The sequence below is a fragment of the Amycolatopsis sp. MEPSY49 genome (assembly GCF_051337345.1).
Lineage (GTDB): Bacteria > Actinomycetota > Actinomycetes > Mycobacteriales > Pseudonocardiaceae > Amycolatopsis.
This window is the reverse complement of record NZ_JBDLYJ010000008.1, coordinates 89,578-112,662: the sequence shown is the minus strand read 5'-3', so window position 1 is coordinate 112,662 and position 23,085 is coordinate 89,578. Positions and strand designations below refer to the sequence as shown.

Annotated in this window: 18 protein-coding genes and 1 pseudogene; 8 read left to right on the top strand and 11 right to left on the bottom strand. The window is 70.7% G+C overall.

Annotated elements, in window-relative coordinates; genetic code table 11:
- Window positions 1-43: 43 nt before the first annotated feature.
- Window positions 44-2,011 (bottom strand): putative Ig domain-containing protein, encoded by a 1,968-nt coding sequence (locus tag ABFJ78_RS31815; RefSeq protein ID WP_436390275.1) that lies wholly within the window; start codon window positions 2,009-2,011, stop codon window positions 44-46.
- Window positions 2,012-2,280: 269 nt separating this feature from the next.
- Here ABFJ78_RS31815 and ABFJ78_RS31810 point away from each other — a divergent pair, with 269 nt between their 5' ends.
- From ABFJ78_RS31810 to ABFJ78_RS31795, 4 genes are all read left to right on the top strand, one after another.
- Window positions 2,281-3,273, top strand: coding sequence for a permease (locus tag ABFJ78_RS31810; RefSeq protein ID WP_436390273.1), 993 nt, complete (start codon window positions 2,281-2,283; stop codon window positions 3,271-3,273).
- Entirely contained in the window at window positions 3,270-3,959 is a 690-nt protein-coding gene (locus ABFJ78_RS31805; protein ID WP_436390271.1) for a TIGR03943 family putative permease subunit, read from the top strand. The genes ABFJ78_RS31810 and ABFJ78_RS31805 overlap by 4 nt, the downstream gene beginning before the upstream one ends.
- Window positions 3,960-4,094: 135 nt before the next feature.
- On the top strand, window positions 4,095-6,773 hold the full coding sequence (locus ABFJ78_RS31800) for a hypothetical protein (RefSeq protein ID WP_436390269.1): 2,679 nt from the start codon (window positions 4,095-4,097) through the stop codon (window positions 6,771-6,773).
- Window positions 6,773-8,263, top strand: a complete 1,491-nt coding sequence (locus ABFJ78_RS31795; protein WP_436390267.1) for a phospholipase D-like domain-containing protein — start codon at window positions 6,773-6,775, stop codon at window positions 8,261-8,263. The genes ABFJ78_RS31800 and ABFJ78_RS31795 overlap by 1 nt, the downstream gene beginning before the upstream one ends.
- Window positions 8,264-8,266: 3 nt before the next feature.
- Here the strand turns inward: ABFJ78_RS31795 and ABFJ78_RS31790 are convergent, their stop codons facing one another.
- From ABFJ78_RS31790 to ABFJ78_RS31780, 3 genes are all read right to left on the bottom strand, one after another.
- Complete coding sequence (locus ABFJ78_RS31790; protein WP_436390266.1) at window positions 8,267-9,214, bottom strand: FkbM family methyltransferase; 948 nt, start codon at window positions 9,212-9,214, stop codon at window positions 8,267-8,269.
- A gap of 55 nt (window positions 9,215-9,269) precedes the next feature.
- Complete coding sequence (locus ABFJ78_RS31785; RefSeq protein WP_436390264.1) at window positions 9,270-9,851, bottom strand: dihydrofolate reductase family protein; 582 nt, start codon at window positions 9,849-9,851, stop codon at window positions 9,270-9,272.
- A 65-nt stretch (window positions 9,852-9,916) separates the two neighbouring features.
- On the bottom strand, window positions 9,917-10,738 hold the full coding sequence (locus ABFJ78_RS31780; RefSeq protein ID WP_436390725.1) for a helix-turn-helix domain-containing protein: 822 nt from the start codon (window positions 10,736-10,738) through the stop codon (window positions 9,917-9,919).
- A 159-nt stretch (window positions 10,739-10,897) separates the two neighbouring features.
- Here ABFJ78_RS31780 and ABFJ78_RS31775 point away from each other — a divergent pair, with 159 nt between their 5' ends.
- The 4 genes from ABFJ78_RS31775 to ABFJ78_RS31760 all read left to right on the top strand — a co-directional run bounded on the left by ABFJ78_RS31775 (window position 10,898) and on the right by ABFJ78_RS31760 (window position 19,584).
- Window positions 10,898-11,950 carry an EcsC family protein gene (locus tag ABFJ78_RS31775; protein ID WP_436390262.1) on the top strand — a complete coding sequence of 351 codons (1,053 nt, stop codon included), beginning with the start codon at window positions 10,898-10,900 and terminating at the stop codon, window positions 11,948-11,950.
- 181 nt (window positions 11,951-12,131) lie between these two features.
- Window positions 12,132-12,701: a hypothetical protein gene (locus tag ABFJ78_RS31770; RefSeq protein ID WP_436390260.1), complete on the top strand. Its 570-nt coding sequence runs from the start codon at window positions 12,132-12,134 to the stop codon at window positions 12,699-12,701.
- A gap of 5 nt (window positions 12,702-12,706) precedes the next feature.
- Window positions 12,707-14,716 (top strand): flotillin family protein, encoded by a 2,010-nt coding sequence (locus ABFJ78_RS31765; protein WP_436390258.1) that lies wholly within the window; start codon window positions 12,707-12,709, stop codon window positions 14,714-14,716.
- On the top strand, window positions 14,713-19,584 hold the full coding sequence (locus tag ABFJ78_RS31760) for a DNA repair ATPase (RefSeq protein WP_436390256.1): 4,872 nt from the start codon (window positions 14,713-14,715) through the stop codon (window positions 19,582-19,584). Before ABFJ78_RS31765 ends, ABFJ78_RS31760 begins: the two co-directional genes overlap by 4 nt.
- Before the next feature lie 54 nt (window positions 19,585-19,638).
- Here the strand turns inward: ABFJ78_RS31760 and ABFJ78_RS31755 are convergent, their stop codons facing one another.
- The 7 genes and pseudogenes from ABFJ78_RS31755 to ABFJ78_RS31725 form a co-directional block, all read right to left on the bottom strand.
- Window positions 19,639-20,322, bottom strand: a complete 684-nt coding sequence (locus tag ABFJ78_RS31755; protein WP_436390254.1) for an ATP-binding protein — start codon at window positions 20,320-20,322, stop codon at window positions 19,639-19,641.
- A gap of 64 nt (window positions 20,323-20,386) precedes the next feature.
- Entirely contained in the window at window positions 20,387-20,545 is a 159-nt protein-coding gene (locus ABFJ78_RS31750; protein WP_436390252.1) for a DUF6307 family protein, read from the bottom strand.
- A complete protein-coding gene (locus ABFJ78_RS31745) occupies window positions 20,542-20,703 on the bottom strand; it encodes an RGCVC family protein (protein WP_436390250.1) in 162 nt (53 codons plus the stop codon). Before ABFJ78_RS31745 ends, ABFJ78_RS31750 begins: the two co-directional genes overlap by 4 nt.
- Window positions 20,700-20,915 (bottom strand): hypothetical protein, encoded by a 216-nt coding sequence (locus tag ABFJ78_RS31740; protein WP_436390247.1) that lies wholly within the window; start codon window positions 20,913-20,915, stop codon window positions 20,700-20,702. Before ABFJ78_RS31740 ends, ABFJ78_RS31745 begins: the two co-directional genes overlap by 4 nt.
- Before the next feature lie 56 nt (window positions 20,916-20,971).
- Window positions 20,972-21,421 (bottom strand): DUF5994 family protein, encoded by a 450-nt coding sequence (locus tag ABFJ78_RS31735; RefSeq protein WP_436390246.1) that lies wholly within the window; start codon window positions 21,419-21,421, stop codon window positions 20,972-20,974.
- 179 nt (window positions 21,422-21,600) lie between these two features.
- Window positions 21,601-22,752: a N(5)-(carboxyethyl)ornithine synthase gene (locus tag ABFJ78_RS31730; protein ID WP_436390245.1), complete on the bottom strand. Its 1,152-nt coding sequence runs from the start codon at window positions 22,750-22,752 to the stop codon at window positions 21,601-21,603.
- Between the two features lie 25 nt (window positions 22,753-22,777).
- Window positions 22,778-23,074, bottom strand: a pseudogene (locus ABFJ78_RS31725) (acyl-CoA desaturase); the annotation flags it as partial.
- Window positions 23,075-23,085 lie beyond the last annotated feature (11 nt).

Genomic DNA, 23,085 nt, shown 5'->3' with positions numbered 1-23,085 from the left:
GAGGTAGACCGTCCATTGAGGACTGTCTACCTCGCTCACGCACTCAGCTCAGCGTCAGCGCCGTGTCGTCGACGCAGAAGGACGTCTGCAGGGACGAGTCTTCGGTGCCGGTGAACGTCAGCGTCACGGTCTGCCCGGCGAACGCCGAGACGTCGACCGTCCGCTGCTGGTAGCCGGTCGCCTTGTTCAGGTTGGAATACGTCGCCAGCGTCGTCGACCCCGCCTTGACCGTCAGCTTGTCGTACTGCGCCGAGGTCGTGGTCTCCGCCGAATCGACGTGCAGGTAGAAGCTCAGCGACGCGTGACACCCGCTGGGGACGGTCACGGACTGCGAGAGCGTGTCGGTGTGCGCGCTGCCGTAGCCGTCGAGGTAGGCGAGGTACGTGCCGGCGTGCGGTGCCTCGCCGTCGGCGGACGTGGTGATCACGCCGCTGGACGCGGTCCACGCCGTCGCGCCGCTTTCGAAGCCGGGGTTGGCCAGCTTCTGGCCCGAACAGCCGCCGCCACCCGGGGACGTGATGGTCCACGTGAACGTCGTGCTGCCGGTGGTGCCGGACGAGTCCTTGGCGGTGGCGGTCACCGAGTACGTCCCGGCCGTGGTCGGCGTGCCGGAGACCAGGCCCGAGGAGCTGATCGACAGCCCGGCGGGCAGGCCGGTGGCGGTCCAGGTGTAGCCGCCGCTGCCGCCGGACGCCGACAGCTGCAGGCTCGCGGCCGTCCCGGTGACGCCGCTCTGGTTCCCCGGGTTCGCCGCGGTGACGCCGCCGGAGGAGGTCCCGGCGGTGAAGGCGGCGGTCCCGTTGGGCGTGCCGAGCCCGGTGGGGCCGTCCCAGCCGGCGCCCGCCTTGCACTGCACGGTCGCCGAGCAGCTGCCGTTGCTGCCGGAGGTGACGTCGTTGAGGTTGCCCGCGTGCGAGTAGGGGTAGGCGGCGGGCGTGTCGGACGCGCCGGGGGTGCCGGCGAGCGCGTAGACCGACGCGATGATCGGGGCGGACGCGCTGGTCCCGCCGTAGACGGCCCAGCCGCTGCCGCCGTAGGTCTGGTAGACCGCGACGCCGGTCTGCGGGTCGGCGACCGCGGAGACGTCGGCGTTGGCGCGCTTGGCGCACCCGGTCGTCACGTTCTGGAACGCCGGCTTGGCCACGTCGGCCGAGCAGCCGCTGCCCGCGCCGCTCCACGCCGTCTCGGTCCAGCCGCGGGTGCCGCCGCCCTGGGTGAGGGACGTGCCGCCGACGGCGGTGACGTACTGCGACGAGGCCGGATAGCTGATGCCGTAGCCGTTGTCGCCGGTGCTCGCGGTGATCGCGACGCCGGGGTGGTGGAAGTAGCTGGTGTCGTAGCCCGCTTCGCTGCCGTCCTCACCGCCGCCGTAGCTGTTCGAGACGTACTTGGCACCCAGGGAAACGGCCGTGTTCACCGCGGTGCCGAGGTCTTCCATGCTCGGCTGGTTCGCCTCGACGAGCAGGATGTGGCAGTTGGGGCAGATCGCCGAAACCATGTCGACGTCGAGGGAGATCTCGCCGGCCCAGCCGCTGTCCGCGGCCGGCAGTGGGCTGCTTTGCCCGTTTTCGTTGACCTTCTTGAAGCAGCCGTTCGCGGTGGTACAGGCGGGCAGGCCGTAGGTCGACCGGTAGGTGGCGAGGTCGGCTTCGGCGTTGGGGTCGTCGTTGGAGTCCACAATGGCCACCGTGGCCGACGCGCTGCCGCTCGCCGTGAGGTTGTACGCCGAGCGCAAACCGGTCGGCCCGAACCCGCTCGGCAAGGCGTCCGGGGCGAGCGCGGCGCGCATCGTGTCGGTCTGGCGTTCGGCGAAACACGTTGCCATGCCGGGTTTCGCGGTCTGCGCGCACACGCGTGCCGTCGGGTGCACGGTGGTCGCGGACGCCGCGGTGGCCGGGACCGCGGGGGTGGTCAACGCCAGTGCCGCGAAACCGGCGACGGCGAGGATTCTTCGGGGTGGACGGCGCATCGAGTCCTCCTGGAGGAAGTCGTGCGGACGGTGGGGACCCATGGGTGTCCTGTTTATACAGTCCGCCGGGCGCCGGCGGCCCCTTTCCGAAGGGGCGCAATGAATTGCCCCGTCGCGGTTGCGCCGAATGGCCCGCGGACCAATCGGCCACGGCGGCCCGTTCCCGCCCGATCGGGACGAATCGCCGGACGGGCGCGTCCGACTTTCGTCGCGAACCGCCCGCGACTTTAGTCGGGCCGGATGCGATGAACCCGGTGGCGCCGCCGTCCGTGTGAGGAACGGGGTACGGAGCGGAAGTACGGGAGCCTGTGGTGACTGCCATCGACGAAGACCGGGACCGGCGCGGGCAAGCGGGCTGGAACGCCGACCCGGTCCTGATCCTGACCTTGGTGCTGCTGTTCGGGTTCGCGGCGCAGGGGCCGGTGCGGCGGCTGCTGGCCACCCCGGTGCTGCAGAGCTGGCTGACCGTGTTCGTGGCGGTGGTCGTGCAGGCACTGCCCTTCCTGGTCGTCGGCGTGCTGCTGTCGGCCGGGCTCGCGGTCTTCGTCCCGCCGTCGTTCTTCGCCCGCGCGCTGCCGAAACGGCCCGCGCTGGCGGTGCCGGTCGCCGGGCTGGCCGGGGCGGTCCTGCCCGGCTGCGAATGCGCGTCGGTGCCGGTGGCCGGCGCGCTGGTGCGCGGCGGCGTGACGCCCTCGGCCGCGGTGGCGTTCCTGCTGTCGGCGCCGGCGATCAACCCGGTGGTGCTCACGGCGACCGCGGTCGCGTTCCCCGGGGAGCCGCGGATGGTGGTGGCCCGGTTCGCGGCGAGTCTCGCGGCGTCCTGCGTGATGGGCTGGCTGTGGCAGCGGCTCGGCCGGCCGGACTGGCTGCGGCCCCGGGCGCACGCGCACGGGGCCGGCGAGGGCCGCGGCGAGGCGTTCTGGGGCTCGGTCCGGCACGACGTCATGCACGCGGGCGGGTTCCTCGTCGGCGGCGCGATGGCCGCGGCCACCCTCAAGGCCGTGGTGCCCTCGAGCTGGCTGTACGCCGCGGCCGGCAACCCGGTCGTCGCGGTCCTGGCGCTGTCGGTGCTCGCGGTGCTGCTGTCGATCTGCTCGGAGGCCGACGCGTTCATCGCGTCCTCGTTGACGCAGTTCTCGCTCACGGCCCGGCTGGCGTTCCTGGTCGTCGGCCCGATGATCGACCTGAAGCTGTTCGGCATGCAGGCCGCCACGTTCGGCCGCGGGTTCGCGCTGCGGTTCGCGCCGGTGACGTTCGTCGTGGCCGCGGGGACCGCGGTCCTGACCGGGGCGGTGCTGCGGTGAACCGCACGGTGCAGGCGATCCTGCTGTTCCTCGTCGGCGGTGTCCTGCTCCACGCCGGCGCGACCGGGCTGTACCTGCGGTACGTCAAGGCCGGGTTGCGCCCGCTGGTGCTGGCGGCCGGGGTGGTGCTGGTGGTCGCGGCCGTCGCCACCGTCCGGTACGCGCGGCGCCGCCCGGCCGGCCATCGGGCGCCCCGGGTCTCGTGGCTGCTGGTGCTGCCGGTGTTCGCGCTGATCCTCGCCGCGCCACCGGCGCTGGGCTCCTACAGCGCGATGCGCACCGGCACGGCGGTGACCGCCCCGCGGATCGTCGCCCCGCTCCCGGACGGCAACCCGGTCCCGTCGACGGTGATCGGCTACGCGGACCGCGCGGTGTACGACCACGGCCGGTCCCTGGCCGGGCGCACGGTCACGCTCACCGGGTTCGTGGCGTTCGGCGACGACGGCGCGCCCTACCTGGTCCGCATGCTCCTCAACTGCTGCGCCGCGGACGCGCAGCCGGTCAAGGTCGGCCTGACCGGGCAGGTGCCCCCGGTGCTGCAACCCGATTCGTGGCTGGCGGTCACCGGCACTTTCGATCCCACGCAGGCCAAGGACCCGGTGAACGGCGGCACGATCCCCTTCCTCGACGTCGCGCGGGCCCAGCCCGTGCCGGCTCCGGACGACCCGTACGAAAGCCTCGGTTGAGGCTCCCCCCGCCTCAAGGGGTGACCGTTCGGGACGGACGGTCCCGCCCACTCGGCGGGCCCAGCGGCCGTCGACGTCCGCATCGTGGCCGGGAAGCCTGAAGGCCGAACCCACCGCACGGACGGAGCCGGACACGTGACCGAAGCCCAGGCGCACCAGACCGACCAGCAAGCGGCGCCGCCACCCGCACCCGCGGTGCTGACGAGCGCGACGCGAGAGATCGCCAAGGCCACGCACGTCCAGCTGACGGTGCCGGTCCCCAGCAGCGGGCAGGCCCTGGTCAAGCACGCCTTCGCGCGGGAACTCGGGCTGCGGCCCGGCGAAGTCGGCGACGCGGAAGCGCTCCTCCTTGACGCCGGCGTCCAGGTCGAGGCGTCGACGACCGACCTGCTACGCGGGTTCGAGGCCGGAAGCGGGCCGGACGCCGCCGAGCTCGTCGACGCTTCCGTCGCCGACCTGACGCGGCTCGGCGACGCCGTCGCCGAGCTGCGCGGCCGGGCGTTGACCGAGGCACTGCGGGATCCGGACGCGACCACGACGCAGCTCGGGCAGGCGCGGCAGCGGGTCCGGAACGCGGCGATCGCCGTCGGCGCGCTGACCGCGAACACCCAGGCGACGCCGCTGGGCATGCTGAACCTCGAACGGCTCGAAATGGCGCCCGCCGGGCTGCAGCGCGGGGAGCTGATCGCCACCATCCCGCTGGCACCGCTGGAGGAGACCGCGGTCAGCCACAAGGAATGGTCGGTGCTGAGCAAGGAGTTCACGTCGATCGTGACCGACTCGCTGGAGAACACCAGCGAAACCGGCGTCACCGACAACACCGAGCTCAGCCAGGCCACCACTTCGCAGGCCCAGCACTCGAACCAGTTCAACGTGACGGGGTCGGTGTCCGGCGGGATCCCGGTGATCTCCGGCTCGGCGTCCTCCGGGTTCACCGCTCAGGACTCCACTTCGCAGTCGGCCACCACGAGCACGAAACACGCCACCGAGCTGACGAAGAAGGCGTCCGCGCGGACGAAGCAGGAACACAAGATCACCATCTCGACCACGACGGTGACGGGGTCGGAGGAGCAGTCGACCCGGACCATCCGGAACCCGAGCTCGACCGAGGCGATGCGCGTCGACTACTTCAGCCTGATGCGCAAGTGGCGGGTGCGGCTGTACCGGTACGGCCTGCGGCTCACCTACGACCTGGTCATCCCCGAGCCCGGGGCCGGGTTGCGGAAGGCGCACAAGCAGCTGGCCGACCTCCGTGACGGCATCGGCCCGTTCGTCTTCAAACTGCCGCACAACAAGATCACGGCGGACACGCTGCCGGGCGAATCGCAGCCGCACTACCTGGTCCTGGCCGAGTGCTTCGGCGCGGTCGTGCCGGACCCGCCGCTGCCGCCGGCGCCGGTCGAGCGCACCGCGACGAGCGTGCCGTCGTTCGACGAACCGGGGATCTTCACGATGGATCCCCTGGAGATCCCCGACGGCTACCGGATCCGGACGTTGACGCTGTGGTACGCCTTGACGAGCCAGACCGGTGACGAAAACCTGTTCTCCATCGCGGTGCTGGGTTCGTCCTACACCAACCGCGGCACCCAGGGGCAGTTCGGCCCGATCGAGCTGACCTCCGCGCAGTGGAAGGGTTTCATGCTGCACGCGACCGGCAAGGTCGTCGTGTCGTTCGCGCTGGGGCACAACCGGAACACGCAGCTGAAGCTGGTCGCCGAACTCGAGGAGATCCCGACCAAGCTCGACCCGGACCCGCGCAACCCGCCGCTCAGCACCGTGGTCAAGGAACGGTGGCAGGCGACGGTCTGGAACGTCCTGCGGGACGCGGCGCAGACGCAGTACTTCGAGCGGCAGCAGGACATCGCCGCGAAGACCGCCGTGCTGGCCGAGAAGATCGAAAACGTCGACACGCTGACGCTCCGGCGTGAAGAGAACGAAGAGATCATGAAGGGCGTGGTGCGGTTCCTGCTCGGACCCGCTTTCGCCTTCATGCCACCGGATGTCGTGGCGGCGTTCGAGAAGGCCGGCGTCGACCTCGAGCACGGGATCGGGTTCGACGGCAACGAGCTCGGCCTCGACGCCTCGAGCTGGGCGACCGTCCGGGAGCACGAGAGCGTCATCCGGTTCGTCAACCAGGCCATCGAGTGGGAGAACGTGGTGACGTTCCTCTACTCCTACTTCTGGGACACGCCGCAGAGCTGGGAGTTCATCCGGCAGCTCCAGCACCCGGACAGCACGCGGCAGGCGTTCCTGCGGTCGGGCAGCGCGCGCGTGGTGCTGACGGTCCGCAAGGGCTGGGAGGCGGCCTGGGTCGCGTTCGCCGAGGGCGGGTTCAAGACTCCGCCGGTCGTGCCCGACCCGCAGTACCTGTCCATCGCCAAGGAGATCGCGGCCTACGACGACCGCAACTACCCGGGCATCCCGCCGGCGAACCCGGGCCGCAGCGCGGTCCGGCTCGAAGACGCCGCCTACACGACGACGTCGGCGGTCCTGCCGAAGAGCACGAGCCCGGTCACGTTCCGCGTCGGGTCGACCGAGGGGTTCCTGGTCGGCGCGCAGGTGGTGCTCGACTCGGCCGACAAGCTCGACCCCGCGGACGGGAGCGTCGTGCAGGAGACGACGGTGATCACGGCGATCCCCGACAGCACGCGGCTCACCGTCGCCTCGACCGCCCGGGCGCACGACGGTTCCGCCGCGCCCTTCGCCGTGCTGCAGCCGGGGACCAAGGGCGCGTTGATCGCGGAGTGGAACGAGTACACGCCGTCCTCGGGCACCGACATCGAAATCGGCTCCAACCTCGGCACCACGGTCTGATGGACGGGCCGTTCCTCCGCGCCGATCCGGGCCTGGGACTGGAAGCGCCGGCCGCGGGCACCCGGATCGAGCACCTCGTCGGCGGGGAGGCCACCCTGCCGAGGATGCTCGCGGACATCCGGACCGTGGCGGCCAACCACCGGGAACCGTTCGTCTACCTGGCCGGCTGGAACTGCGAGAACGACCTGCCGGTGCCGGCTTCGTCCGGCCGCACCGACAACCTCGGCGAAGCGCTGCGGTTCGCCGCCGGCCGGGGCGCGCAGATCCGGCTGCTGCTCTGGGCCGGCGCGCTCGACCAGGCCTCACTGCGCCGGTTCCCGCCGCCGGTCCGGAAGATCCTCCTCGACCTGGCCGCGCGGTGGAGCCCGACGCGAGCGCACAACCTGGCCACCGAGGCACTGGTGAAGAAGCTGAGGTCGGCGGGCGACGACGCTTGGTGCCACATCGACGACGCGCACCTCTTCGCCGGCTCGCACCACCAGAAGCTGCTGATCGTCGGCTCGAAGGAACGGTTCGTCGCCTACGTGGGCGGAATCGAGTTCAGCACCGATCGGCTCTACGCCACGGATGCCGCGGGCAAGCGCATCCCCGGCGCACCGCTGTTCGACGTGACCTTGCGCGTTTCCGGACCCGGTGCGGACAGCCTGCTCCGCACGTTCACCAGCCGGTGGTCGGCGACGGTGCCGCCGCCCCCGGTTCCGCTCGCGCCGTTGCCGGTGTTGCGCGGCCTGGGCGCCCCGCCGTCGCCGGCGACGGGGTCCCTGACGTCGCAGGTCACGCACACCTACGCGCCCGGGTTCCCGTACCGCGCCAAGATCCAGACCTCGGCCCGGGCGATCGCGTCGGCGATCCGGTCCGCGAAGCAGTACTTCTACATGGAGGACCAGTACTACTCCGGAACCGAGGAGCTCACCAACGCGATCAAGGACGCCTTGCGGGCGGACAAGGACGTCTGGGGCGTGGTGGTGATCGCGAACGAGGCGAGCGTCGGGGACCTGCCGGACCTCGCCTACCGCCGTCGCCTGATGCTCACCCCGCTGGTCGCGGCGTTCCCGGGCCGCTTCTACGTCTTCGAGCGCAAAGGCGACGACGGGACGAACACCGGCCGGACCGCGTACGTGCACAGCAAACTGACGATCGTCGACGACGTGACGGCGGTCGTGGGGTCGGTGAACAGCAGCTACCGCAGCTGGACCCACGACACCGAGGTGATGCTCACGGTCCACGACCCCCGCGGAGCGGGTCCGGTGAACCCGCCCGACTGGCGCCCGATCCGCGGGCTGCGCGCGGAAATCTGGCGCCGGCACCTGGGTGCCCCGGCGGCGACCCTGGGCGACCCCGCGCTGCTCCGGCGGTGGTGGCTGGACGTCTGGATCCGCGCCAGGGCCGCGCACGTGGCGCCGTCCGCGGTGTTCGTCCCCGCGAAGCCCGCGTTCGGGCCGTTGTCGGACTGGGTGTGGACGAACTTCCTCGATCCCCGGGTGCCCTGAGAGCTACTGCCGTTCGGCCGTCGCGGACATGGCCGCGGCGAGGTCGTATTCGACTTCCCCGAAGAGGGAGTCCCGGTACCGGCCGTGGCTGACGGGAACCGTGAAGTCCTTGTCGCGCGGGTCGAAGGAGACGGCGATGAGGCCGTCGCCGCTGGCGGATTCCCCGACGGTGTGCTCGGCGACGACGTGCGCGCCGGCGTCGAGCAGGTTCCGCAGGGCGTTCTGGTGGGTGAGCGGATCGCCGGAGATGGAGTGGTGGTGCGTCGAGACGACCAGGAACCGCACCCGGCCGGCGTCGAACACCGCGCGGGCACGGTCGATCAGGATGGTCTCGGCGCCTTGGACGTCGACGAGGACGAGGTCCGCGCGCGGCAGTTCGGCGTCGTACATCAGGGATTCGAGGTCGTACTGCCGGACGGAGTGGGTCCGGCCGTCGCTCTCGGCTTCGAAGTCCAGGGCTTCCCCCGGCCGGTCCCCGATGGCGGCGTGCACGAACCGGACCCGGTCGGTGTAGCCGTTGAGAACGGCGTTGCGCCGGCCGACCTCGAGGTAGGCGGGATCGGGTTCCACGGCGACGACGTGACCGGCCCGGATGGCGTGGCAGAACCAAAGCCCGTAGTAGGTCCAGAAGCTGCCGAACTCGATCATGGCCGGGTTCCCGCCGTCCGCGGCGAGGCGTTCGACGATCCGGTGGAAGACGAGCTCTTCCTGCGGTTCGTGGTGGCCGCGCAGGGCGCGGATGGCCTCGGTCATCCAGGGGCCGTAGTAGCCTCCCTCTTCGACGAGCAGGCCGTTGTGCATGACCTGCACGTGGCCGCCGTCGTGGTCCCGGCATTCGCCGGCGTGCTCGACCTTGGGGATGCCATCGGCATCGGTGCAGGCGACGGTGGTCAGCAACCGCCGGGCCAGCGCCGGGTCGAGCCCCGTGACGTCGGGAACCAGCCGCTCCACAGCACCTCCATGACGCCGAAACCGAGGACTCGAGCCTAACGCCCGCGGTCACCGCTCAACGGCGCACCCGATAGCGCAGGTGAAGCACCCGGTTGCCCTGGATCACCACGTCGGGATCCTCCAGCAGGTGCTGCGCGTGGACCGACCCGAAGTAGCGCTTGCCGGATCCGAACACCACGGGCACGACGTCCATGCGCACCTCGTCGACCAGGCCCGCGGCGAGCACCTGGCCCCCGACGTCGCCGGCGGCGACCTCGACCACGCGGTCGCCCGCGAGCTCCTGCGCCTTGGCCATGGCTGCCTCGACGCCGTCGACGAAGTGGAACGGCGCCTCGGTGTCCCAGCCCTCGGGCGCCGGCCGGTGCGTCACGACCACCACGTGGTCGATCCCGCCCGGCGGCTTCCCGTCCCAGCCGTCGGTCATGTCGAAGACGTGGCGCCCGGCGACGGTCACCCCGATCTGGTCCCAGTACGGCCGGGTGTAGTCGTAGGACGTCTGCGACACCTTCACCGCGCCGCTCTCGTCCAACGGGACGTCGCCGCCGGACAGCCATTCGAACAGCGGTCCGGGCTGGTCGTTCTCGTCCGCGACGAAGCCGTCCACCGACACCGAGCTGTACATGACCACCTTGCCCACGGGACTCTCCTCTGCCTTGGATCACCCCAAATTAGCTCGTCGTGAGCGGTCGCTCTTGTAAGAAATCAATCGGCGGGCAACGGCCAGCCGTCCAGCACGTGGCCGGGGTGCTCGCGCAGGAACCGCCGCCGGACTTCGACGTACCGGGTCGGCGTGAGCCCGGTGAACGCCCGGAACTCGTGGCCGAAGTGGGCCTGGTCGAAGTAGCCCGCGCCGCCGGCGAGCTCGCCCCAGTCGATCGGTCCGCCGGGGTCGATCCCGAACACGGTGGCGGTGAAGCGGTAGGTGCGGGCCAGCCGCTTCGGCGTGACGCCGACGAGCTCCTTGAACCGCTGGGCCAGGTGAGTGCTGCTGACCCCGGCTGTCGCGCTCAGGTCGCCGATCGCCACCGCCCCGCCGGCCGCCGCGATGACGCCGCTCGTGTGGCGGACCAGTCCCAGGCCGGCGGTCTCGCGCAGCCGTCGCCGCAGCTCCTCCTCGAGCAACGTCAGCATCTCGTGGGGTCCGTCCGCCGCGGCCAGCCGGTCTCGCAGCTGGGCAACGGCGGCCCGGCCCCAGACCTGCTCCACCGTCACCGGCCGGTCACGGAGTTCGGCCGCGGGCATCGGCAGGAACGGTGCCGGCCCCCACGGCTTGAAGTGCACGCCGACGGACCGGGTCCGGCGTGGGTAGCCGAACTCCCACGCGCGGGTGGGCATGGTGACCACGCAGCCGTCGGCGTACTCGGCCGTCTCGACGTCGGCGCCGGCGCGGATGCGGAACGGCGCCCCGAGGTTCAAGACGAGCAACGCCGCCGGCGCCGGCGGCAGCGTCAGCCGGTCGTACGGCGACGTGCCTTCCAGGTAGTAGATGTCGTCGACCAGCCCGTCCAGCGGCGGTCGCGGCACTCTGGACACGTACTCCACGCTCACAGCATCGCCGACGCACCGCCGGCATCGCGAGCCGGGATTGCCCAGCCGCGTTCGGCGCTGTCGGCAACGGAACCGCTTACCATGCCCCATGAGTTCGCCGTACAGGCGGAGCGGTCTTCGCATCGAGGGGTGGCCGTGGGCATCGAGGAGATGAGCCCGTACGAGCGTACGGCGTGGCAGGACATCGAGCGCTGGCGCAACGAGCGGTTGGCGGTCAACGAACGCCGTCTGGTGCCGCAGAGCGTTCGTGGTCGCCTGGTCAAGGGTGGTCAGATCGCCAAAGGGCGGCTGGAGCAAGTGCCTGGCGCGGAACAGCTGACCGCGATCGTCCACAACTCGATCGACGGATTGCTGACGTTGGTGAACAAGGCCAGCGAAGCGACGCTGCGACGCAAGGCGGTCGTCGCGGCCTACGCCAAGCGCGGGCATGCCGTCAGCGAGCTGAGCGACATCCACCGGCTCGACTTGGCCGATGTCGACAAGGCCAAGCCTCGGCTGGGGCTGCGCTACACGGCCTTCAGCGCGGTCGAAGGCGCGGGTGCGGGCTTGGCGGTTTCCGGTGGTGAACTGCTCACGACGGCAGGTGGCGTCGTCGGCGCGGGCGCCGGTGCGGCACCCGGTGCGGGCACGGTCGCTGCGGCGATCGCAGCCGACGCGGTGCTGGTACTGGGTGCGATGACGAGGGCGATCGCCCACACCGCCGCGTACTACGGTTACGACACCGAGTTGCCGCAGGAGAGGGTTTTCGCGCTCGGCGTCCTCAGCTTCGGGATGGCCCAGCAGACCGGCAAGAGCGTCGCGTACGTCCAGTTGAACAAGCTCGTGAACGACCTCGCCCGCAGGGCGACGTGGGAGCAGCTGAACAGGAACGGCGTCACGCGGATCGTCAAAGCGTTCTACGAGCGATTCGCCGTGCGGCTGACGAAGCAGAAGCTCGGCCAGGCCGTGCCGGTCCTCGGCATCGCGATCGGTGCCGGACTCAACGCCCGGCTGCTGCACAACCTCACCGAGGACGCCGAGCATCTTTACCGTGAGCGGTTCCTGCGCGAGAAGTACAACCTGGAGACGGCCGATGTCACCGTGACCACGAAGGGTGCCGACCTCGACCTGGACGACGACACGATCCTCATCGCGGAGATCGTCGAGGAAACGACCGCCGACGAGCAGCCTCCCCGGCGGACTGACTGACGACTCGTCGTCATCGACAAACGTGACTGCTCGGTAGCGAAGTGTCACCCCGGGTCTCGTTCGAGCCGGCTCGTGCGTGACCGCTTCGTGTCCGAAATGTTCGTCCGCCCTCGCGCGCGCCGGTTATAGTCGCTGGCCAGGGCCTTACGCTGCCAGGCCCGTCCTTGGGGGGAAGGGAACGATGAGCGGGTTCGTCTCCGCGGCTTTGGCTTTTCCTGCCGTGCTCTTCAGCTTCCTGCTGGTCGTCGTGATCGGCTACTGGGGGCTGGCCCTGCTCGGCGTCCTCGACATCGAAGACGGTGACATCGGGTTCTTCGGCGGGGTCCCCCTGTCCATCTCGCTGTCGCTGCTCGTCGCCTTCAGCTGGTTCCTCAGCCTCGTCGGCACAGTCCTCATCGAAGGCGCGCCCCTGCGGATCCTGCTCGGCTTCGGCGTCCTGGCCGGAGCGCTCGTGGGCGGGGCGCTCGGCACCCGGTTGGTCATCGTGCCGTTGCGCCGCGTGTTCGCCGGGGCCGAACCGACGCGGCAGGACTTCGTCGGGCGGGTTGCCGTCGTGCGGACGTCGAGTGTCACCGAGGACTTCGGGCAGGCCGAAGCCACCGCCGCCGACGGCTCGTCGGCGATCGTCCAAATCCGACTGGCGGGCGAAGGCAACCTCGGCGTGGGCAGCCGCGTTGTCATCTACGACTACGACCCCGCGGGTGAGTTCTTCTGGGTCAGCCCCATGGAACTCGAAGCAGAAAAGGACTGAACCGAATGGATGCCATCGGCCTGGGGGCCGGCGTGTTGATCGCCGTCGTGGTCCTGATCGTCCTGGTGCTGCTGTTCGTCGTGAGCCGGCTGTTCCGCAAGGTGCCGCAGGGCAAGGCGCTGATCATTTCCAAGGTGCGCAAGGTCGACGTCACCTTCACCGGCGCGGTCGTGCTGCCCGTGCTGCACAAGTCCGAGGTCATGGACATCTCGGTGAAGACGATCGACATCGAGCGCACCGGCCAGGAAGGCCTGATCTGCCGCGACAACATCCGCGCCGACATCCGGATCTCGTTCTTCGTCCGCGTCAACAAGACCGTCGAGGACGTCGTGAAGGTCGCGCAGGCGATCGGCACCGAACGTGCCAGTGACCAGGGAACCCTGCAGGAACTGTTCAACGCGAAGTTCTCCGAGGCGCTGAAGACCGTCGGCAAGCAGCTCGACTTCGTCGACCTCTACACCAAGCGCAACGAGTTCCGCGACCAGATCATCCGCGTCATCGGCACCGACCTCAACGGCTACAGCCTGGAGGACGCGGCGATCGACTACCTCGAGCAGACCCCGATGGCGTCGCTCGATTCGGCGAACATCCTCGACGCGCAGGGCATCCGCAAGATCACCGAGCTGACGGCGATCGAGCACGTGCGCACCAACGAGTTCCGCCGCCACGAAGAAAAGGAGATCACGCGCCAGAACGTCGACGCGCGTGAGGCGATCCTCGAACTGGAGCGCCGCCAGGCCGACGCGGAAATCAAGCAGCGCCGCGAAATCGAGACCATGCGGGCGCGCGAAGAAGCCGAAATCGCGAAGGTGCAGGCGGAGGAGCGGCTCAAGTCGCAGGCCGCGCAGCTGCGCACCGACGAGCAGCTCGGCATCCAGCAGCAGAACCAGCAGCGCGAGATCGAGGTCGCCGGCAAGAACCGCGAACGCGTCATCGCCATCGAGTCCGAGCGGATCGAAAAGGACCGCCTGCTCGAGGTGATCGGCCGCGAGCGCGAGACCGAGCTGTCCCGGATTTCGAAGGACAAGGAGCTCGAAACCGAAAAGCGGTCGATCGCCGAGGTGATCCGCGAGCGGATCGCCGTCGAAAAGACCGTCGCCGAGCAGGAAGAGAACATCAAGAAGCTGCGCGTGGTCGAGGAGGCCCAGCGCACCCGCGAGGCGGTCGTCATCCGCGCCGAGGCCGAAGCCCAGGAGAACCTGGTCAAGGGCATCAAGGCCGCCGAGGCCGCGGAGCAGGCCGCCAAGTTCAAGGCGCGCGAGGAGCTGACCCTGGCCGAGGCGCGCCAGCAGGCCGCCGAGCTGGAGACGCGGGCCAAGATCCGGCTCGCCGAAGGCATCCAGGCCGAGGAGGCCGCCGCCGGCCTGGCCGCCGCGCAGGTCCGGGAGCGCGACGCCGTGGCGCTGGAGAAGGTCGGCCGCGCGGAGGCGATCGTCGAGCGCGAGAAGGCCGTCGTGGTCGCCGATGCGCTGCGCGACAAGCTGAAGGGCGAGGCCGAGGGCCTCACCGAGAAGGCCGCCGCGCTGGCCGCGCTCGACAGCGCGAGCCGGGAGCACGAGGAGTACCGGCTGCGGCTGGACGCCGAGAAGGAGATCCGCCTGGCCGCGCTCGACGTGCAGCGGGACGTCGCCGAAGCGCAGGCGGTCGTGCTCAGCGCCGGCCTGGAGAAGGCCGACATCGACATCGTCGGCGGGGAGACCACGTTCTTCGACCGGATAGTCGGCTCGATCGGCCTCGGCAAGAGCGTGGACGGCTTCGTGGAGCACTCCGACGTCGTCGGATCGCTCGCGCGGCCCTACCTCAACGGGTCGGCCAGCTTCACCGATGACCTCGCCAAGCTGATCGGCGCGGTCAGCACCGAAGACGTGAAGAACCTGACGCTGTCGGCCTTCCTGGCGAAGCAGCTGCAGGCCGGCGGGCCGGACAGCGACAAGCTCCGTGAGCTGATGACCACGGCGCAGCGGCTCGGCCTCGCCGAGACGTCGGTCGCCACCGTCGTCGCCGCGAAGCAGTGACGGCGGCCGAAACGCAGCTGGACGCGGGCACCTATGAGGTGCTCCGCGTCCGGCTGGCCGCCCAGGCGGCCGAGCTGGCGAATCGGGCGGACGAGCTCAACGCGCGGCGGCTGGAGGTGTTCGGCAGCGCGCAGCTCGCACTGGTGGGCACCGAACGCATCCGCACGGCCAACAACTGCGTGCCGCGGGACATCGTCGCCGTCGACGGGCGGATGTTGTTCGGCTACAACGTCTTCATCGGGCTCAAGCCCGAGACGGCGATCGACGACGTCTTCTCGCTGCAGCGCTTCAGCCGCGACGAAGACGCGTTCCGCTTCGACGACGTCAGCGCCGACGAGCTGCCCGAACTGCTGCGTGACGAGCAGTTCGGGCGGGACTTCGGCGAGCTGTACCGGTACTACCGGCAGGCGAAGCTGCTGCAGCTGCGCCGGCTGGACGGGAAGCTGCTCGCGGTGTTCCAGATCGGCCCGCGCACGGAGGACATCCGGGTGCTGCGGTGGGGGATCGCGGCCGACGGCACGGTGTCCTACCTGGACAGTCGTGGCGAGCGCGACCACGTCTTCCCGCCGTCGCACGACTTCGAGTGGATCGAGACGACGCGCGAGGACCACGTCCTCGGCCGGCACCCGCACATCTCGATCGAGGACGAGGTGTTCGTCGAGACCGTCGGCGGCAACCTGACGGTCAAGGTCGAGAACAACACCGAAACCGGCGCCGGGGTGTACGCCGAGCCGGTGGACGAGCCGCTGCAGAGCCTCGCCGACGCCGAGGTCTCCTACGCCCGGATCGGCCCGCTGATCCTGCTGCGCATGCTGCCGTACAAGGAAACCGCGTACCGCTACCTGGTGTTCAACACCCGCACCCAGGACGTCGTGCGGCTCGACGGCATCGGCCAGGCGTGTCAGCGGCTCCCCGAGGACCACGGCATCATCTTTCCCGGCGGCTACTACCTCGACACCAGCGTCAGCAAGACGTTCGACACCACTGTGGACGGTCTCGAGTTCGAGCGCGTGATCCGCTCGCCCAACGGCGAGGACGTGCTGTACGTCTTCCACGCGCGGGCCGAGGGGCGCTCGCTCCTGCTGCCGTACAACGTGATCCGCAAGGAGGTCGCGAACCCGATCCCGTGCCACGGGTACTCGCTGTTCGACGACGGCACGATGATCCTGTTCCGCGCGCTGTCCGACGAACCGAGCCGGGTGCACCCGATGCAGGTGTGGCGGACGCCGTTCCAGTCCGACACCTACGCCGCGTCGCAGCCGGCCGGCACCGGGCCGCTGGAGCGGGTCGGGAACGCCGACCTCGTCCGCGGGATCTCGGACTGCCTGTCGGTCACCCGGATGATCGAGGACATGGCGCCGTCGGCGGCGGTGTTCGAGGCGCTGATCGCCGCGTGCGCCCGGGTCTTCGACCACTACCACTGGCTCGGCGAGACCGAGCTGGGTGACCTCCGCTCGCCGTTGTCCGACGTCCGCGTCACCGCCGAGCAGGTGCTGGACGAGTTCGAGACGGTCACCTCGCTCACCAAGCAGGCGGCCGAGGCGGTCGACACGGCGGCGGCCGACACCGCGTCGCTCGTGCGGCGGGTACGGGGCGAGGCGCTGAACGCGGCGGACGCGTGGGTGCGCCGGCTGGCCGAGATGCACCGGGCGCGCGGGCGGCTGGTCACCGTGCGCGAGCTGCGGTACGCCGACACTGCCCGCGTGGACACGCTGATCGCCGAGCTGGACACGGAGTTCTCCGAGGCCGCGCAGCGGGCCGTGCGGTTCCTGCAGGGCGAGGAGGCGTTCACCGGCTACCACGCCGAAGTGGACGGACTCATCGCGGCGGCGGGCGCGATCAAGACGGTCGCCGAGGCCGGCGCGGTCGCCGAACAGCTCGACGAGCAGTCCGCCGGCCTGGAGGTCCTCACCGACGTCGTGGGCGGACTCGACATCGCCGACGCCGTCGTCCGGACGAAGATCCTGGAGCGCGTCGGCGAGGTGATCGGCGCCGTCAACCGCGCCCGGGCCACGCTCGACGCGCGGCGCAAGGAACTCCTGGAGACCGAGGGGCGCGCGGAGTTCGCGGCCGAGTTCGCGCTGCTGGCGCAGGCCGTCACGGGCGGGCTCGCCGTCGCGGACACCCCGGAGCGCTGCGACGAGCAGCTGGGCAGGCTGCTGCTGCAGCTGGAGAACCTCGAATCGCGGTTCGGCGAGTTCGACGACTTCCTGACCTCGCTGGGGGAGAAGCGCACCGACGTCTACGAGGCGTTCTCCTCGCGCAAGCAGGCACTGCTCGACGAACGGGCGCGGCGGGCGGACCGGCTGGTTTCCTCCGCCGACCGGATCCTCGGCAGCGTGACGCGCCGGGTCGGTTCGCTCGGCTCGGCCGAGGAGATCAACACCTACTTCGCGGCCGATCCGATGGTCTCGAAGCTGCGCAGCGTCGTCGAGGACCTGCGGGCGCTCGGCGACCAGGTGCGGGCCGAGGAGCTGGAAGGCCGGGTCAAGGCCGCTCGCCAGGAGGCCGGCCGGGCCCTGCGCGACCGGCTCGACCTCTACGGCGAGGGCGGCGAGACGATCCGCCTCGGCCGGCACACCTTCGCCGTCAACACCCAGGACATCGACCTGACGCTGGTGCCGCACGACGGCTCGATGAAGTTCGCGATCACCGGCACCGACTACCGGGCGCCGGTGCGGGACGCGGCGTTCGAGGCGACCCGGCCGTACTGGGACCAGCTGCTGGTCTCGGAGTCACCGGAGGTCTACCGGGCCGAGTACCTCGCGACGTCGATCCTCGCCGAACGGCCGGTGGCCGAACTGGTCGAAGCCGAGCTGCTCGACGTCGTCCGGAGCGTGGCCGGGGAGCGGTACGACGAGGGGTACGCGCGCGGGGTGCACGACCACGACGCCGCCGCGATCCTGGCGGCCCTGCTGCGCCTGCGGTCCGCCGCCGGGCTGCTGCGTTACCCGCCCGCGGCCCGGGCGGCGGCCCAGCTGTTCTGGGCGTTCGGCGCCGACGAGCGGGCCAAGGCCGCGTGGACGACGCGGGCGGCGTCGCTCGCGCGGGTGCGGGAGGCGTTCGGCCCCACCCGGGCGATCGACGAGCTGGCGCGGGAGCTCACGGACGCGATGACGGCGTTCCTGGACGGCGCCGGGCTGGTGCTCGACGCCGAGTTCGCGGGGGAGTACCTGCTCGAAGAGCTGGCGGTGGCCCCGCCCGGGTTCGTCACCAGCGGCGGGGCGCGGGCGGTGCTGGACAAGTTCCGGCTCGACCGGCGGAGCTTCGCCGAGGACCTGGGCTCGCTCGACGATCTGGCGGACCGGTACCAGCTCGCCGACGCCTGGCTGCGATCCTTTGTGGACAGCGTCGGCCTGCCTGCGGACGAGCTGCCCGAGGCCGTCGCGATCGAGCTGTGCGACCTGCCGCGGTACGACTCGTCGGCGACGCTGACGGCCACTGTGGACGGTCTGCTCGGCGCGCACCCGCGGATCGCCGGGCGGTCGGTCACGGTGCGGCTCGACGAGACTCTCGCCAGGACGCACCGCTTCCGGCGGGACCGGGTGCCGGGGTTCCGCGCGTACCAGCGGCTGCGCAACGACCTGGTGGCGGCCGAACGCGACCGGCTCCGGCTGGAGGAGTACAAACCGAAGGTGATGAGCGCCTTCGTGCGCAACCGGCTGCTCGACGAGGTCTACCTGCCGCTGATCGGGGACAACCTGGCCAAGCAGCTCGGCGCGGCCGGGGACGCCAAGCGCACCGACCAGTCCGGGCTGCTGCTGCTCATCTCGCCGCCGGGGTACGGCAAGACGACGCTCATGGAGTACGTCGCCAGCCGCCTCGGGCTGGTGTTCGTCAAGGTCAACGGCCCGGCGCTCGGCCACGACGTCACGTCGGTCGACCCGGCCGACGCGCCGAACGCGACCGCGCGGCAGGAGGTCGAGAAGATCTCGTTCGCGCTGGAACAGGGCAACAACGTGTTGCTGTACCTCGACGACATCCAGCACACGTCACCGGAGCTGCTGCAGAAGTTCATCTCCCTGTGCGACGCGCAGCGGCGGATGGAAGGCGTGTGGGAGGGCCGCACGCGGACGTACGACCTGCGCGGCAAACGGTTCGCGGTGTGCATGGCCGGCAACCCGTACACCGAGCAGGGCAAGCGGTTCCGCATCCCCGACATGCTCGCCAACCGCGCGGACGTGTGGAACCTCGGCGACGTGCTGTCCGGCAAGGAAGAGCTCTTCGCGCTGAGCTACGTCGAGAACTCGCTGACGTCGAACGCCGTGCTGGCGCCGCTGATGTCGCGGGAACGGTCCGATGTGGACATCCTGGTCCGGATGGCGCGCGGCGACGGTTCCGTGCGCGCCGACCAGCTTTCGCACGCGTACTCGGCCACGGAGCTGGAGCAGGTCCTCGCGGTGCTGCGGAAGCTGTCGCGGGTGCAGCGGACCGTGCTGGCGAACAACCAGGCGTACATCGCCTCGGCGGCGCAGGCGGACGCTTCGCGCACGGAACCGCCGTTCCAGCTGCAGGGTTCCTACCGGAACATGAACAAGCTGGCCGAGCGGATCGTGCCCGCGATGAACGACGCGGAGCTCGAGGCCCTGATCGACGACCACTACGCCGGCGAGGCGCAGACGTTGACCTCGGGAGCTGAGGCCAACCTGCTCAAGCTGGCCGAACTGCGCGGACGGCTGTCCCCTTCGCAAGCTCAGCGGTGGGCCGACGTCAAGGCGGCGTACCTGCGCGAGCAGGCGCTGGGCGGCGACGGCGAGGACCCGATGAGCCGCGCGGTCGGCGCGGTGGGCCTGCTGGCCGACCGGGTGGGCGCGGTCGAGACGGCCATCGGCCGCGCGGCGCAGCGGCTGGCGCGGGAAGAGGTTTGACTGCTTTGACGCCGCTGGGCGCGGCGGTGATGGTGGTCGAGGGAGCCGGTCCGCCTAGCGGTCGCGGCGCACCAGCACGGCCCAGACCACTTTACCGCCGCTCCAAGACCGCGCGCAGCCCCAGCGCCGGGCGGCCCAGACGACCAGCCACAGGCCCAGGCCCGGTTCCGTGCGGGTGAGCCGCTCGTGCAGCACGGCCGGACGCGGGTCGTCGTCGGCCACCGCCACGGTGAACCTTCCGCGCCGCAGCTCCAGCCGCAGCCGGGGCGCCGATTCCGTGTGCCCGAGCGTGTTCTCCACCAGCTCGGTCGCCACCATGACGGCGTCGTCGGTGTACTGGAGCACCCCCCACGTCGCGCAGACCCGCCGGACGAACGCCCGGGCGTCGGCCGAAGCGGCGGAAGACGGGGACAGCAGCTGGACGGCTCGCCGGCTCGGCGGCCGGTCGCTGGCCGCCTCCGCCGCGACGACGTCACGGCAGACCGGCACGGACCAGCGGACGCTCTGTGCCGCGAAGCCGGCCGCGTGGTCGGCGCGGGCGGTCACGACCGTGAACGGGATCGACGGCCAGTCGACGATCCGGTCGGCGATCACGGTAAACACCGTCATCAGGGTGACGTCGGCGATCTCGAGACCTTCGATGTCGACGACAACGCTTTCCGGCGCGTCGGCGGCGATCCTGAGCACACCATCGCGCAGTTCCGGGTAGCCGGCCGGGGTGAGCCGGCCGGTCACCACCGCGACAGTCGACTCGGCCCGATGCTCCGCCGCTATGCGAAGACCACTACCAGTGGTCACGTGCTCACCGCATTCGTTCGGGAATCGTGTCCATGGTGTGCAGTAGCCGCACAGCGAGGGCCTGGCAGGCGGCGTCCGGCAATTCGGTGTTCTCCTTCAGAACATCTCGCACCAGTCTGACGCGCTGGTCGTACCGGGACGCGAAGGCGGCTTCCGTGGTCATGGTTTTTCCTTCTCGAGTTCGTCGTGCCCGCCGACGCAGACGCATCCGCGGTTGAACCCACCCGCCACGGTGGCCGTGCAGAACCGGCGTGCGATCGGATCGTGCGTGTGCTGGGCGTGCCGGCAGGCCGCGCAAGCAGTTGCATTGCCCGGCGTCACCGGTGGGCCCGGCGTCCGGACGGGTCCTGCGCCCACGTGCTCCCCGAGCCGGGGAGCCGTTGCGGGCCGGGTGCCGACCCGCCGCCGGTGGCCGGTGCCGGGGTGTACACGGGCTGGAGGAACAAGCTCCCGTACCGGTGTTCCTGGGCGGCGGTGAGCGCTCCGGGGCGGGGCTGCTCGGCGGTGGGGTGGCTGAACAGCGAACTGTCCATTGTGGAATTTTTGATCGGGGATTCCTTTCGTGGGTGCCGCCGGTGGGCGGCGTGGTTCAGGACCGCGGCTGACCGGCGGCGGCCAGCAGTTCCGTGCTGTCGTCGGTGTTGTCCGGGTCCGCGGCGGTCGTGAGAGCGTGCTGTGCGGCGTCCGCGCCGGCTTCCGGCGGAACGACCAGCAGGGTCGTTCGCTGCCGCTCCCAGCCGATCGCCGTCAAGCTGCCGGTGGGTTGCGACCGGAATCCTTCGAGCCGGACGACGCCGTCGTCGAAGGTGACGCGGCGGGGCGGATCCGGCCAGTCGCCGAGGTGGTAGGTGACCCGGTCGATGCGGCCGAGCCGAGCGGTCAGCGCCGCGAGCAGCGCGGGCAGTTCGGCGGCCAGATCGCGGGTTCTGGGCCACCATGCGCCGTCGACGTGTCCGGTGGCGGGTGCCGCCGGCTTCAGCCGTAGACGTGGTTCGGTGACCGGTGGGGTGGCGAGGGTGGTGTTCGGGCCCGACGGCATGTCGGTGCTCCCGTCTCCGGCCGCTGATTGCCGGCCGGACTGGGGCCGAGGACGGCGCAGGTTCGATCACTCGCGCACGAAATGCTCTCGGTCAACACCCAGCGTACACGACGACTGCCCTGAGTACGGGAGGAGTGGGACGCATCCGCGTGACGAGCCACCGGCGGCGGGAAGGTCCGCTACTCCACGAGGTGCGGATATGCCGCCGCGCGGTGCTGGAAGGCCAGGACAGCCGGATTCCGCACGACGCCGTCGCGGATCTCGATGGCGCGGCGGACGGTTTCGTCAGCGTCCCATGCGGACGGTCCGCCGAGGACCGTCCCCAGGAACGGGAGCAGGGCCTCGCTGATCTCCCACGTGGCCGAATTCCACAGGTAGGACGGGCTGTGGTCGACGGCGTAGTACGTGATGCCGTCGCCGACCACGAACGCCGGGTCGGCGAACGTGGTGGGCCGCGCCCAGCTGAACCCCATCCCTTCGTCGCACGAGACGTCGACGACGAGACTGCCCGGTCTGAACGCGGCCAAGTCGTCCTCGAGGAGGAACATCAAGGGCTCCGCGGTGTTCTGCAGGACGCAGTTGACGACGATGTCGTGCTCGGCGAGGAACCCCGCCAGCGGCACCCGGCCGCGATCGGTCAGGGCGTGGCTGCGGCGGGGATCGCCCGGGTTGTTGACGTCGTGGTCGAAGTGCACCATCGTCGCGGAGTGGATCGGCGAGCCGACCGCGCTGAGCCCGCGGCCGGTGAGGACGTGCACGTCGTGCACGCCGTGCGCGTTGAGCGCGGTCACCGCTCCCCGCGCCGTCGCCCCGAAGCCGATCACCGCCGCCCGCAGCCGGCGGCCGTAGTCGCCGGTCGAGCCGATCACCTGCAGGGCGTGCAGCACCGAGGAGTAGCCGGCCAGTTCGTTGTTCTTGTGGAAGACGTGCAGGCCGAACGAGCCGTCGCGGTTCCAGTGGTTCATCGCCTCGAAGGCGATCAGCGTCAACCGGCTGTCGATGGCCAGCTGGGTGAGCTCACGGTCCTGGACGCAGTGAGGCCAGCCCCACAGCACCTGGCCCGGCCGCAGTTCGGCGACGTCCCGCGGCAGCGGCTTGGCCAGCAGGATGACGTCGCACGCGGCGATGAGCTGTTCCCGCGTGCGCATCCCGGCGACGGCGCCCGCCAGCTGTGTGTCGGGGACGCCGAAGGCTTCGCCGTAGTCGTGTTCGAGGTAGATGCGGTCACGGAGGCGGGCGTCGATTCGTTCGACGTGGCGTGGGTGGATCGGCAACCGGCGTTCGTCCGCTTTCCGCGAATGCGCGATGACGCCGAGGGTGAGCTGGTGCACGTGGGCCCCTTTGCTAGACCACAGTCTAAGCACGCGGCGGGTACGGTGCTCCGCTCGCGGGGTTCCGGCCGCCTGCTGGGTGGTCCTGCGGGTGTCTCCGGGCGGACGTCCCGGCAGGCAGGCAGGCAGGCAGGCCGCGGTCGGGCTTGCCGAACCCGCGCGGAGCCGCGGCATAGCCGGGGTTGACCTTGCGGGCCAGACGTTCGGGTTTGGGCCAGCGGACGTCGGTGGCCCAGCCGAGCTTCTCGAACAGCCAGACCAGGCGGGCGGACAGGTCGAGCTGGCCGCGGCGGACGCCGTGGCGGGCGCCGGTGGGGTCGGCGATCCGGGCGA

Coding starts and splice junctions, on each gene's coding strand:
- ABFJ78_RS31815 (WP_436390275.1), bottom strand. CDS start 2,011: ATGGGTCCCCACCGTCCGCACGACTTCCTCCAGGAGGACTCGATGCGC.
- ABFJ78_RS31795 (WP_436390267.1), top strand. CDS start 6,773: ATGGACGGGCCGTTCCTCCGCGCCGATCCGGGCCTGGGACTGGAAGCG.
- ABFJ78_RS31770 (WP_436390260.1), top strand. CDS start 12,132: ATGAGCGGGTTCGTCTCCGCGGCTTTGGCTTTTCCTGCCGTGCTCTTC.
- ABFJ78_RS31765 (WP_436390258.1), top strand. CDS start 12,707: ATGGATGCCATCGGCCTGGGGGCCGGCGTGTTGATCGCCGTCGTGGTC.
- ABFJ78_RS31750 (WP_436390252.1), bottom strand. CDS start 20,545: ATGACCACGGAAGCCGCCTTCGCGTCCCGGTACGACCAGCGCGTCAGA.
- ABFJ78_RS31740 (WP_436390247.1), bottom strand. CDS start 20,915: ATGGACAGTTCGCTGTTCAGCCACCCCACCGCCGAGCAGCCCCGCCCC.
- ABFJ78_RS31735 (WP_436390246.1), bottom strand. CDS start 21,421: ATGCCGTCGGGCCCGAACACCACCCTCGCCACCCCACCGGTCACCGAA.